Source organism: Mucilaginibacter sp. (assembly GCF_965277465.1).
Classification (GTDB): domain Bacteria; phylum Bacteroidota; class Bacteroidia; order Sphingobacteriales; family Sphingobacteriaceae; genus Mucilaginibacter.
The window spans coordinates 2,522,940-2,536,678 of the sequence record NZ_CBDICW010000001.1 but is presented as its reverse complement, the minus strand read 5'-3'; the positions used below and the strand labels follow the sequence as shown (position 1 = coordinate 2,536,678).

The window sequence follows — 13,739 nt, the reverse complement described above, 5'->3', positions numbered from 1 at the left end:
CATATAATGACAAAAACGCTAATAACTCGAATAAGCAGACTTGAGCAATATGATAATTCAAGCAAAACAATTTTGTGGGAAGACTCGACAGAACCTCGCTGGCTCGGTGTTTATGGACAACTAAAAATAAACGATAATACGATCTTTATAGCAGGGAACAAATTACTTGTAGGGGTAATAGAAAATATAAATGACCGAAAGAGCATCGCATGCAACAACATTATTGAGGTTTCATGTTCAAATGATCAGTTTCTACAACTCCATGAGATTTATCCAGAGCTTATTTCGAGGGTAAAAGCCAACTTTCCGCCATTCATTCATCCACAGGAAATTAATATTAAACAACTTATTGATGATGCAAATAATAAACGTTTTGTAAGTTATTACATTTTATCAGGTGTTCCAAAATATAATGAATTAGCAGAAACCTTTAAGATTAACGACCGGATAATATTAGTAGGACCAGACAAGAAGCTTCAAAATGTAAAACTTCATTCAAATAGTGGGCTAATTGACTTTCCCGAAGCGTTAAACATCAGTACCAGTGTCGATGGAGTGACGCTTGACGAAATGCTTAAAATTAATAAAAGCATAAAGCGCAAAAGCTTAAAATCAAACAATGTCACCCGGATTGAGAATATCAAGGCAACAATTGGGAAAACCGGGCTATATAAATTCAATACATTTTTCTCTTATTATGATGCCCTTTACAATAAAAGAGTTTACGGAGAAAGCACTACAGCTTCAAGTTCTATTTTAAAAATAATACTGAAACAGGCAGAAACGGTTTTTAAAGTTTCAATGGGTAGTGGTGAGATACGCGAAGAGTATTTTAAATATTTTAACGAAAATAATTTAGTTGTAGTTCATGGCGCTACCAAAGCAAAAGGAACCTCATACCAAACGCAGGGGGATACTTTTTCTAAACAGATGAAAATAGGCGATTACTTTTATTTGTGCCGGAGTAATAGTCACGTTGAAGTTATAGGGAGAATAACGGGCGATGCCAGTAAATGCACTTATGAGGATTTTGAAGATGAAGGGTGGCTTCAAAGGCCATACGAAATTATTTCAGAAGCCATTAGCGATGAATCATACCAGGATGAAAAAAAATGGTGGGCTCCCAATGACAATTCAACCTGTATCGCAGTTCCTCAGCACGAGATTGACTATGCAAATAAAATACTTTTTGTGCCATTCTTTAACACAACATTTGAATACGAAAAAAAATTACCGATTGAAACCACTTCAGCTTCTATCATGAAAAAACCCCTAAATCAGATCCTGTTTGGCCCACCCGGAACAGGCAAAACATACAACACAATCAATAAAGCAATAGCTATAATTGAGGACAAAAATGAAGAAGAAATAAATTTAGAATCACGGCAAGGGTTAAAAGACCGATTTGATACTTACTTATCACAAGGAAAAATTGTCTTTACTACTTTTCATCAAAGTATGAGCTACGAAGACTTTATTGAAGGTATAAAACCCGTTGAGCCTGAAAAAGAGGGCGACCCGGTTATTTACAGGATTGAATATGGAGTTTTTAGAAACCTTTGTATTGAGGCCTCATTCGCCATTGCACAAACCAGGGAGAATAAGACAACCGAGGAGGTGTTAGACTTTTCGATTTTATATGACAAGTTTTCTGAAGATGTCGAAGAAAATTTATTGAATGGAAAAAAAGTTGAATTGGAAACAAAAACTGGCGGCAAGGTTCTTGTCGAGGGTGTTTCTCAAAAAGGGAATATAGTAATCAAACATATTGATGGCACCAGGAGCTACACCGTTTCTAAAAATAGGTTAACAAAATTGCAGTCAGTTATTAAAGATCTCGACGATGTTAATAATATAAATGACCAATTTAGAGAGATAATTAAAGGGATGAATTCGTCGGCTTACTGGTCTGTTTTAAATGCCATACGTAAGCAAAAACAAACGAAAACGGTAAAAAATGAAATTAGGATTTATACGATTGATGAAAAAAAAGAGGTTGTAGCTTCTTTCCAAAAAGCAGACTATAAAAATCATGGGGCGAAACCATTTGTACTAATAATCGATGAAATAAATCGAGGCAATGTGTCTCAAATATTTGGCGAACTTATTACATTGATTGAGGACGATAAGCGTTTGGGTAATGAGGAAGCCCTGGAAACAACACTGCCTTACAGCAAAGAGAAATTTGGAGTGCCGCCCAATTTATATATTATTGGCACTATGAACACTGCTGACCGCAGCGTTGAAGCATTAGATAACGCATTGCGTAGAAGATTCAGCTTTGAAGAAATGCCACCGAATTCCAAATTAGTCGCTACAGATGGCAAACTTAAAGATAATGAAGGCTTTTTGGGAGATTTAGATTTACCTCTTTTACTTAATACGATTAATAAGAGGATAGAAAAGCTGTTAGATAAAGACCATTTAATTGGCCACAGTTATTTCATGTTAGTTGCTAATTTTGCGGATCTGAAAATTGCTTTCCACAACAAAATCATACCGTTATTACAAGAGTATTTTTTCGGTGATTACGGCAAAATAGGATTGGTAATTGGGAAGGGCTTTTTCCAGCCAATCGAAGAGCAAAAGGACGACATATTTGCAAAATTTGATGACTACGATCCTTCAGTTTTTGCAGAAAAGCCAGTCTACTGCTTATGTGATATTTCCAAAATGCAGGATGATACATTTAAAACGGCAATTAATTTATTGTTGAAAAAATAACTTGGCAGCCTCCGGAAAACATATCACAACATTCGAGCATCGGGCTATTAAGCTCAATGATGAAATTGATGGAATTAAGTTTGATGAACCGTGCCTTAAAGCCTTACAAAGCTATTATGGTGTAAATGGTGTCCCCTATTATTCCTTAATACACAATGGTGTACGCTTTAACGAATACGTTGGGGTAATTCAGGTTGGTGATATGGTTATTGAAGTTTTGCCGAAGGCAGACAATGCCTTTAGCGGAAAAGATGAAAAGAAGCACTGGCGAGATATTTTAATAGATATGCTTTTGTCTGTCGGTGTATTTGATATACATGCTAAAAGCAGCAGCGATTTAAAATTAAAGTCTAACTCTATACTGGATTTGTATTTTAAGCTGTTTGTTACCCAAATAGAATATTTGCTGCATAGCGGATTAGTAAAACAATATCGCAAAAAGGAGGGCAATGTTACAGCTTTAAAAGGAAGTTTACAGTTTGGAAAGCACATCCAACAAAATCTTGTGCATCAGGAAAGGTTTTATGTGACATATACAACATATGATGTAGAACACAAACTCCATTTAATAATTTATAAAACGCTGCGCTTACTAAAAAAAATAAATACTAATTCGGCTCTCCAAAGTAGAATAGGCGCGTTGTTGCTTAATTTTCCAGAAATGCCGGACATAAAAGTTTCTGAAAATACTTTTGACAAAATCGTTTATAATCGTAAAACGCAATCTTATACGAAATCGATTGAAATTGCGCGTCTACTCCTTTTACAGTACCACCCCGACCTGAGCAAAGGAAGAATTAATGTATTGGCGCTTATGTTCGATATGAATATACTTTGGGAACAATTTGTTTATGTAAGTTTAAGAAAGCATAAAGATTCTGCCACAACCATTACCGGCCAAACATCAAAATATTTTTGGAGGCCAGAATTTGGATATCGCTCTAAAATTAAACCAGATATAGTTGTAAATAAAGATAAGATGAATTGTGTTGTGATAGATACAAAATGGAAAAATTTAAATGGATACAATCCTTCTCCTGATGATTTACGGCAGATGTATGTTTACCACGAATATTATAACGCCAGGCGCGTAGCCTTGGTATACCCAGGAACGGAATTTTCTAATTTAAAAGGAACCTATTTAGACCCCAAAACAGGTGTCGAGATTGACAAGGAATGCAGTGTTATTTCTTTGTCGGTCGAACCAATAATAAAAAAATGGCAAAAAGATATCTACGACGAATTTGAAAGTTGGTTTAACCTACCTATTAAAAAGAAATAGTATGAGCTACGAGTACTCCGAAGATAATCTTATAGAACAAACGGCAATTGATTTATTTTTTAATCAATTGGGCTGGGATACACAATTAGCTTATAATAAGGAAAGCTTTGGCGAGGGCAGTACTTTAGGGAGATTGAACAAGAAGGAGGTTATATTAAAGAGAAATTTCATTGAAAAACTAAAAGAGTTTAATCCCAAACTGCCAGCAAAGGCCTATGAAGAAGCCTATCAAAAGTTAACAGAAGAAAGTATCACTAAATCTTTAGCTGAGATTAATTTAGAAAAACACCATTTAGTAAGAGATGGTATCCCTGTTGATTTTATTAATGAAAAAGGGGAACACGTTAAAAATAAGAAACTTAAGGTTTTTGATTTTGTGGAACCTAAGAACAATGATTTTTTGGCTGTTAGACAGTTATGGGTACAGGGGAAGAGCAATCGCGAACGCAGACCCGATATTATTGGTTTTGTTAACGGTATTCCCCTGCTTTTTATCGAGTTGAAAGCAGCCCATCGTAAGTTAGAAAACGCCTACAACCATAATTTTATTGACTATAAAGACGTAATTCCAAAGCTTTTTTATTACAATGCATTCGTTATCTTAAGCAATGGGATAGAAAGTAGAATAGGAAGTATTACAGGCAAATACCAACATTTTCACGAGTGGAAACGAATTACTGAGGAGGAAGACGGAATTGTTGCTTTAGATAGGATAATTGTTGGCGTTTGTCAAAAGGAGCGATTGATGGATCTTTTTGAAAACTTCATCCTTTTTGATAACTCTTTAGGAAATGTGGTTAAACTGGTGGCTCGAAATCACCAATTTATAGGAGTTAACAAAGCAATAGAGAACATTAAATATAAAGATCAACTTTACAAGGCGGGGCAAATTAGTTTAGAGGAAAAGCAAAAACTTGGGGTGTTCTGGCATACCCAGGGAAGTGGAAAATCATATTCCATGGTGTTTTTTTGCCAGAAAATACATCAAAAATTTCAAGGTAGTTATACCTTCCTCATCGTTACAGATCGCAATGAATTAGACACACAGATTTATGGAACCTTTGGCAGCGTTGGTGCCGTCCCCCAAATTAAGGCGGGCGCGAAGGATTCTCTAAAAGCAAATTCAGGTAAACATCTAAAGGACCTTTTAAGCTCAGATCACAGATATTTATTCAGCTTGATTCATAAATTTAATTTTGAAGAAGAAATCACAAAACGAGATAATATCATTGTAATCTCCGACGAAGCACATCGAACACAAGGGGGACAGCTGGCGATGAATTTAAGAAATGCGCTGCCAAATGCTTCTTTTATCGGCTTTACCGGAACACCTCTTTTTAAAGATGATGAGCTAACACGAAGAATTTTTGGCGATTATGTCTCTAAATATGATTTTAAGAGAAGCGTTGACGATGGAGCTACAGTTCCGCTGTACTATGAAAATAGAGGAGAATATCTCGGTTTACAAAACCCTATTATCAACGAACATATAAGAGCTGCAATAGATGCTGAAAGCGAGGACTCAGACAGTGACCAAATAAGCAAGATAGAACGCCTAATTGCAAGAGAATATCCAATACTTACCTCTCACAAAAGGTTAGATGCAATAGCTAAAGATGTGGTTTGGCATTTTTGCAACCGCGGGTATAAAGGTAAGGCAATGTTTGTCGCATTAGATAAGCTTACAGCCGTAAAAATGTACAACTTAATTACTAACCATTGGCAGCAATATATTAAACAGATAGAAAAAGAGATTATAAAGGGCAAATATGGCGATCAAGAGGTTTTGGAAAAAAGCCGAGAATTACGATGGATAAAGGAAACGGAAATTTGCGTAGTTGTAAGTTCCGAACAAAATGAAATTCAAAAATTTCAAAAGTGGGATTTAGATATAGAACCTCACCGTGAAAAAATGAACACACAAGACATTGAGACAAGATTTAAAGATGAAAATGATTCTTTCCGTTTTGTAATTGTTTGTGCTATGTGGATTACTGGCTTTGATGTCCCAACCCTTTCAACTATGTATTTGGATAAGCCTTTAAAATCTCATACGTTAATGCAAGCTATTGCCAGGGCCAACCGTATAAGTGAGGGTAAAAACAACGGATTGATAGTTGATTACATAGAAACTTATACAGCACTACTTGATGCATTGGCAATATATGGTTCAAGTGGCAAAAATGGGAATGGCGAAGGTGGGGAAAAAGTGGAGCCTCCGGTTAAACCTAAAGAAGAACTAATTCGGCAATTAACAGAGGCACTTTTAAGTACAGAGGCGTTTTTAGCTGATGAAGTTGACTTCAATTTGCACGAATTAGTAATGGCTTTCGGTTTAGAAAAATTAGCAGCGATGGAAAGGGGCGTTAATGCTGTTTATACCAACGATGAAACCAAGCGTAAATTTCAAATTTTAGCGAGAGAGGTTTTTAAGAAATATAAGGCACTACAGCCAGACAAAGTATTGAATGAATACGCTGCAAGAAAAAATGCTATAGATGTTATTTACAGCGCTATTGAAAACAATATTGAGAGTGCCGATGTGGCTGAGCTCATGAAGAAAATACAAAACATTGTAGACGAATCGATCTTAACCGTCGTTGCCGAACCAAACTTCGATAATGATAAAATCATTGATCTGAGCGGATTGAATTTTGAGATATTGGAAAAGTATTTTTTAAACGCAAAAAATAAAAACACTATAGTTCAATCACTTAAAGATAAAGTTGAGAGGCAAATGAAACAAATGGTTGACAAAAATCCTCTGCGTGTTGATTTTTATCTTCGTTATCAGGAGATCATTGACGAATACAATCGCGGTAAAGATTCGGTAATAATTGAAGAGACGTTTAAAAAGCTTATAGAATTCATAAATACACTAACTGAAGAAGAAGCCGACACTAAACGAGAGGGGTTAACCGAAGAGCAAAAGGCGGTTTTTGACATTCTCCGAAAACCTAATCTTTCAATAGTAGAAAAAAATAAAGTCAAAGAAATAGCTGTAGAACTATTAAACGAACTCAAAAAGGAGAAGTTGAAGATCGATCTATGGTCGGACAAATCTGAAACTGCGGCTGCGGTTTTTAATATGGTAAGTAACACCCTGTTTGAAGCACTACCTTATCCAACATATCAAACAAATGATATTGATGTCAAAACAAACATGATTTATGAACATCTTCGTTACAAATATTTTGGTGGAGGATCAAGTGTTTATGGTGTATTTTAGAAGAAATTAAATATCTCGGATAAAAAGACCTTTTTAGAACGTGATATTTGTAATAAGTTTATCCTCACACTGCAAAAATGGGAGAAATAACACACAAACAGCTATAAAATACCCAATTAGCATTATTCAAAATGAGTGAGCAACCGCAATCCAACGATATTATATTTTACAACACCCCCACAGGTGATGTGAAAATTGAAGTGATATTTAATGATGAAACCTTTTGGCTAACCCAAAAGCGTTTAGCAGAACTTTTTGGGGTTGAGGTTCCAGCGATTAGTAAACATTTAGCCAATATCTTTGATACTGGCGAATTGGAAAAAGAAGCAACTGTTTCCATTTTGGAAACAGTTCAACAAGAAGGCGGTAAAAGTGTTAAGCGAAAATTAGAGTTTTACAATCTTGATGCCATCATAGCCGTAGGTTATCGGGTAAATAGTTACCAAGCTACACAGTTTCGAGTCTGGGCAACTAAAACTCTAAGAGAGTATATAATTAAAGGCTTTGTGTTAGATGATGCACGATTAAAACAGGGTAAACGCTTTGGCAAAGATTATTTTGACGAGCTTTTAGAGCGAATTAGAGAGATCCGCGCCAGCGAGAGACGTTTCTATCTTAAAATTACGGATATATATGAACAGTGTAGCGTTGATTACAATAAGGATGCTGATATAACCCAAAAGTTCTTTAAAACGGTTCAAAATAAACTCCACTTTGCAATTTCTGGTAAAACCGCCGCACAAATTATTGCAGAACGAGCAAGTGCTGATAAGCCAAATATGGGTTTACAAACCTTCAAAAATGCACCTAGCGGCAAAGTATTAAAGGGTGATATAGGTGTAGCTAAAAACTACCTGATTGAAAAGGAGATCAAAGAACTTGAACGGGTTGTTACCATGTATCTCGACTTTGCAGAATTACAGGCATCCAGGCAGATACCTATGAAGATGGGTGACTGGATAAGTCGTTTAGATGCTTTCCTACAATTCAACGAATATCAAATATTAAAGGATGCAGGAAAAGTGAGCCACGAAGTAGCAATAAGGTTAGCCGAAAAGGAATATGATAAATTCAGGGTGATTCAGGATCAAAATTTTGAAAGTGACTTTGACAAAGAAATTAAAAAAATAAATCCTAATAAAAATAAAGAATGAGGTAAGATAAACGAAGCATGATTCCATGAAGAATGCTTGGATGACCCTGCAGATTGTTTTCAATTAATTGCTGATATACCTTGACATAATCTCTACAACGTACGCCGTAAAATAATTGTACTTTTATTTACTCTAAAACTTATCATATAAATATGGCAACCGAAAAAGAACGAAAAATTTCATTTGGTACATTAATTTCAAGAGCATATAAAACTCACGAAGAAACACCTTTCTCGCTCATTGTGGAAGTCATCAAACACAATCTGAAATTAAAAAAATTAGACCGGCAATTTGACTTAAAAGATTCAAAGTTTTGTTTCATCGACAACGCAGCAATAGAAACGGATGACGTAGGAATAAAGATAATATCAGGTTATTTTAAAAGTGCTCGAAATGATTTTAGGCCAAATTTAATTGATAAAAAAACTGGTGAAGAAAGGAAGAGTCCTAAAAAACTGTCAGAAGGAGATATTGAAAAAACACATTTTGTTATTAAGATTGGAGCTGATGAAGTATTCTATGCACTGGAACTAAATGGAAATGGTTTGTCTATTAACCAAATAATCGGCTATTTCTCAAATAGTTTAAGAGAATATTTAATTTCTAAACAGAAAAAGAAAAATTTCTCAATAATTTATACGAAGCTGTGCAAAGAAGACTTTTTAGATACATTAAAAAAATTAAAAAGGACAAAAGTTGCTGAAGTATTTATGAATAAATCTTTATTAGGTAGCGCCGCATTAAATTTTTCGAACAGAACAATATCTCTTAAAAGAGACGTAATCGTAACAGCGACAGCAGAGCCGAGGGAATCTATCACAGAAACAGCCATCGATTTTTACAACTCCTTTTCTAATAATGCTAGTTCAGGTATATCAAAAGTAAGAATATATGGGGTTGACGAAAATAACACCAATGTTATGCTAGACACGGCAATGATAGAAAAAGTTGATCATCTGGATATTTCAATTAACCCAGAAACTGGTGAAATAGTTACTACAGAGATACTTAGTGGATTAAAAGGATTGTTAATAGATTATAAATAGCAATGGAATATTTTTTAGTTGTTTTCGAATTTTTTGTCACTTCTAGAAAATCTTCTTTTCTGTGGAATATTATTATTTCCGTAGTATTGGGTATTGCTATATATTTTTTCTCTTGTAAGGACTCATTTGTAACACTCGCTCAAAGCGTACTAAGTAGTTCTGCAAGTGTATTAAGTTTATTAGTCGGCTTTTCGATATCCGTATTCACATTGTTAAATACTACTTCTAATCCAAATGTAGAAGCCATAAAACAAGAGAAAACCGGAAAACTCCTATATAATAAGCCGGTATATCTTTTTGAAGAATTAATGCTGAGTTTAATTTATATAATTATAACTGAGAGCGTATTGTTAATTTCTAACTTATTCTTCCCTTTCTTTTTTCCTCTGACCACCACATTTGGAAAAATTATTTTTTGTATAAATGCTTCTATTTTGATTCATGTCGTTTTTATCAACGTAGGTACTATTGTAAATTTTTATTTCGTAATTACAAAAAAGAGGTAAAAACATCACGTTGAATTCTTCACCATATTCACCACACCCGCGAAGATAGCCCACCGCCGGGTAAAAAGTAAAGGCCATGCGGAGCGGGCCAATATGTTTTGTTTTTATCGGTGGCCCGGCCTTGACTATTTACCAGGCTCGCAAAGATGGTTGCTCAAGCGTTAAATATGGGTTGGGTTGTTCATTAAGCTCGTCTCAAATGGAAGCTGAAATTAAGCCTATCAATTCGTGACGCATTGAGTCACGAATTGATAGGAAAATAATCTACTCATATCGAAATTATCAAGCAATGAGAATTCTACCCTAATTCTGTGCCAAAAATTTATGAAATTCACCATAATTCTGTGCCAAAAAATTGGAAAATTTACCCTAATTCTGTGACAAACTCAATTAGCATCACTATGGAATTAAAGATTGGCTGCCTCAATCAGCTATGAGTTAACTACCAATTAAAGGTGCCAGATATGTTTGAAATAATACTTTTTACTTAAAAGTTATTATATCTCTCAATTGCTTATATTTGTACTATAAAGCATAGCGTTTTTGGCTTCTTTTTATTGAGAGACCTATTCAGAGACCTGTAAAATATCGTTAGTGTAATACACTATATATCAAGTCGTTGCAAGTTTAAAAAAACTCCCTCCGGCTCCACAAAAAAGCCCTTAGATTTATCTGAGGGCTTTTTAATTATTCGTCATTAAATGAAGTATGCTTAAACTGGTATAAATATTATTTATAAATAAGCATCACTAATTCAAGGACCTTAACATAACTCAAAACAATTTTTGAACGTACATCATTTAATTGCTTTTTACAGATCCTAAAAATATTCCAGCGATTTGCATTGTCTTTGTCAACTAAGTCATAGCATTCTGTAACTTCTTTTACTACACTTTTCCGGATCTGCTCGTTAAGCCAGGTTTTGACTTTTGCATCGAACACTGCTTTACTGTACATTATGCCACTTTTTTAATTTTCCAACTGCACTAATATACGATCTCTTTGAACATTCCGGGCGGTTTCAATGAATACCAAATTTATTTGACAATACAACGTCAATGCAAGGTTTATTTAGCGTTGCGCTGTCCACTCAATCATTTTATTAATTTCAGGGATAATTTATACTTTGTTTTACTATTACCGTAGTTTTGGGCAATAAAACTGCAAATAAAAACGAACTAAAAGCACTTGGAAAACAGCTCTCCCAATCATATTATCTACTTTTCTGCTGATGCTATCAAGGGCATTGAGTTACCTGAACGCTTCACTTTTCCTTTTTATTATGAAGCGCATCCGCTTGCAAAAATAGCAGCTACCGAACTTCAATATTATCTGGAAACCAATGTAGACCTGGATCATAATTTTGGTATTACCGATGACAAGCAGGGGCCGGTTATTGGAAAAATGTTTGGCGTTTTAGTGGTTAAGGACAAAGAAGGAAGGTTAGGTTATTTATCAGCATTTTCGGGGAAACTGGCCGGCTCAAATGATCATAGCAGATTTGTACCGCCTGTTTTTGATATGCTGATCGAAAACAGCTTTTTTTTAAAAGAGCAAGAGATCATTCACTCTATAAATATGCAGATTAAGGAAATAGAGTCGGGTGATGATTACAAAAACTCAAAGCTGGCATTTGAACGTTCAAATACATTATTAATTCAGGAAATAGCTGACTTTAAAAAACAAATAAAGATCAATAAAGCCGCCCGCAAGAAACTCAGGGAAGAGCAAAAAAACATTTTAAGCGAAGATGTTTACATTGATTTTGAAGCAGATTTAATTAAACAAAGTTTACGCGATAAGCACTTGCTTAATGTATTATTGAATAATTGGAACCTGCTTTTAAATGAGATAAAATCGGGCATAGAAATACCCGAAGCTAAGATCGAGTTGTTGAAAAACGAACGCAGGGAAAGATCTGCTGCTTTACAAAGGCAGCTATTTGAGCAATATGAATTTTTGAATAAATATGGTGATAAGAAAAGCCTGCAAGCTATTTTTAGCGATACCGTTTTTGGAAAACCACCATCAGCTGCCGGGGAATGTGCCACACCCAAACTATTACAGTTTGCTTTCTTAAACGGATACACGCCAATTGCAATGGCTGAGTTTTGGTGGGGGGCTTCGCCAAAGTCCGAAATCAGGAAACATCAACAGTTTTACCCGGCCTGCACGGGGAAGTGTAAACCCATCCTTAAGCATATGCTGGAAGGAATAACCTTAGAAGAAGATCCGCTTATAAAAAATCCGGGCGAAAACCGCGAACTTTCAATTGTTTACCAGGATGAGGCCTTTGTAATCGTTAATAAACCAGCAGATTTACTTTCCGTTCCGGGAATCAACATCAAAGACTCAGTTTATACACGGCTTAAATCAGTATTTGTAAATATTGAACCTTTAATGATCCACCGTCTGGATATGGCAACTTCCGGACTGTTGGTTGTTGCAAAAACTAAAGAGGCACATCAATTTATTCAGCGGCAGTTTCTTAAACGAACGGTAAACAAAAGGTACACGGCCCTACTTTCAAAAGTAATACCTTCTTCGGAAGGTGAGATCGTACTCCCCTTGCGCGGCGACTTATACAACAGACCCAGGCAATTAGTCTGCTTTGAGTTTGGAAAAAAAAGTATCACAAGGTGGAAAGTTATTTCAACTAACGGGACAAGCACCAAAGTACATTTTTGGCCGCTTAGCGGGCGAACGCATCAATTGCGCGTGCATTCGGCCCATGAGCAGGGACTTAATGCACCTATTGTTGGGGATGACCTGTATGGAACACTGGCTGATAGACTATACCTCCACGCTGCCTATCTTGAGTTTATACATCCCCTTACTAAACAAAAACTCAGCTTTGAAGTAGCAGAAGATTTTTAAGTAGTTCAGATAGATATTTATTGGCGCAATCTTTACAATTATTTAAGTAAATCAAAAGATAGTTTATCACGGTGGTTGTTGGATTTTAACTTCTATTTTTTCAGCCTCACAAAAAACCTTACATTAGCTATTGAGCACTTTTTATTAAGCATGAACGCGCTGCTTTAAATAAATAACTTAAACACAGGGTTATAGAAGATTAAAAATTATAAATAAATAACACCATGAGTAATAAAATCACAGTATCAGCAACCATTAATGCAAATGCACAGAAAGTTTGGAACTATTATACAAACCCTGAACACATTACCAAATGGAACTTTGCCGATCCCTCATGGCAATGTCCTGCTGCATCAAATGATATGCGGGTAGGTGGAAAATATTCAGCAAGAATGGAAGCCAAAGATGGCAGTTTTGGTTTTGATTTTGAAGCTATTTATGATGAGATTGTTGAAGGAAAAAAATTCACATACGGTATGCCAAACGGCAGGCAGGTAACTGTTTTATTTAATGAAAATGGAAATCAAACTGATGTTATTGTCACCTTTGACGCAGAAGAGCAAAACTCCCCTGAAATGCAAAAAAATGGCTGGCAGGCAATACTTAATAACTTCAAAAAACATACAGAATCACACTAAAAACTGATTAATAGGTTGGCAAACTCAATATAAATCCCTTTATCTAAACTGAAGATTTACTTTAACTGCTGTGGCTTTTAAAGTATTTATTACCAGTTAGATACGCCTTACCGAGCATGTGATTTTTCTATTTAAAGCGGGGTAATCATTTATTTTTCCTGCATTTATCGCTGCAATATTTTACCTCGTCCCAAACCTTTTCCCACTTTTTACGCCAGCTGAATGGCCTGTTGCAAACAATACAAATTTTGGCGGGCAGGTTTTGTTTTTTTACATCCTTCAT

Annotated in this window: 10 protein-coding genes; 8 read left to right on the top strand and 2 right to left on the bottom strand. The window is 35.4% G+C overall.

The features are described from left to right. Positions 1–6 precede the first annotated feature (6 nt). From ACQY4U_RS11340 to ACQY4U_RS11315, 6 genes are all read left to right on the top strand, one after another. Positions 7–2,724: an McrB family protein gene (locus ACQY4U_RS11340; RefSeq protein WP_428329524.1), complete on the top strand. Its 2,718-nt coding sequence runs from the start codon at positions 7–9 to the stop codon at positions 2,722–2,724. Between the two features lies 1 nt (position 2,725). Further along, positions 2,726–4,006: an McrC family protein gene (locus ACQY4U_RS11335; RefSeq protein WP_428329523.1), complete on the top strand. Its 1,281-nt coding sequence runs from the start codon at positions 2,726–2,728 to the stop codon at positions 4,004–4,006. Between the two features lies 1 nt (position 4,007). Further along, a complete protein-coding gene (locus ACQY4U_RS11330; RefSeq protein ID WP_428329522.1) occupies positions 4,008–7,235 on the top strand; it encodes a type I restriction endonuclease subunit R in 3,228 nt (1,075 codons plus the stop codon). A 131-nt stretch (positions 7,236–7,366) separates the two neighbouring features. After that, positions 7,367–8,389 carry a virulence RhuM family protein gene (locus ACQY4U_RS11325; protein ID WP_428329521.1) on the top strand — a complete coding sequence of 341 codons (1,023 nt, stop codon included), beginning with the start codon at positions 7,367–7,369 and terminating at the stop codon, positions 8,387–8,389. A gap of 152 nt (positions 8,390–8,541) precedes the next feature. Further along, entirely contained in the window at positions 8,542–9,435 is an 894-nt protein-coding gene (locus ACQY4U_RS11320; RefSeq protein WP_428329520.1) for a hypothetical protein, read from the top strand. Between the two features lie 2 nt (positions 9,436–9,437). Then, a complete protein-coding gene (locus ACQY4U_RS11315; protein ID WP_428329519.1) occupies positions 9,438–9,941 on the top strand; it encodes a hypothetical protein in 504 nt (167 codons plus the stop codon). 729 nt (positions 9,942–10,670) lie between these two features. Here the strand turns inward: ACQY4U_RS11315 and ACQY4U_RS11310 are convergent. Then, positions 10,671–10,898 carry a hypothetical protein gene (locus ACQY4U_RS11310; protein WP_428329518.1) on the bottom strand — a complete coding sequence of 76 codons (228 nt, stop codon included), beginning with the start codon at positions 10,896–10,898 and terminating at the stop codon, positions 10,671–10,673. A gap of 231 nt (positions 10,899–11,129) precedes the next feature. Here ACQY4U_RS11310 and ACQY4U_RS11305 point away from each other — a divergent pair, with 231 nt between their 5' ends. Together ACQY4U_RS11305 and ACQY4U_RS11300 are read left to right on the top strand one after the other, a co-directional pair. Beyond that, complete coding sequence (locus tag ACQY4U_RS11305) at positions 11,130–12,818, top strand: RluA family pseudouridine synthase (protein WP_428329517.1); 1,689 nt, start codon at positions 11,130–11,132, stop codon at positions 12,816–12,818. A 224-nt stretch (positions 12,819–13,042) separates the two neighbouring features. Beyond that, positions 13,043–13,456, top strand: coding sequence for an SRPBCC family protein (locus ACQY4U_RS11300; protein WP_428329516.1), 414 nt, complete (start codon positions 13,043–13,045; stop codon positions 13,454–13,456). A 145-nt stretch (positions 13,457–13,601) separates the two neighbouring features. On the opposite strand, the gene ACQY4U_RS11295 is transcribed toward ACQY4U_RS11300, so the two are convergent. After that, complete coding sequence (locus tag ACQY4U_RS11295; RefSeq protein WP_428329515.1) at positions 13,602–13,739, bottom strand: DUF2256 domain-containing protein; 138 nt, start codon at positions 13,737–13,739, stop codon at positions 13,602–13,604.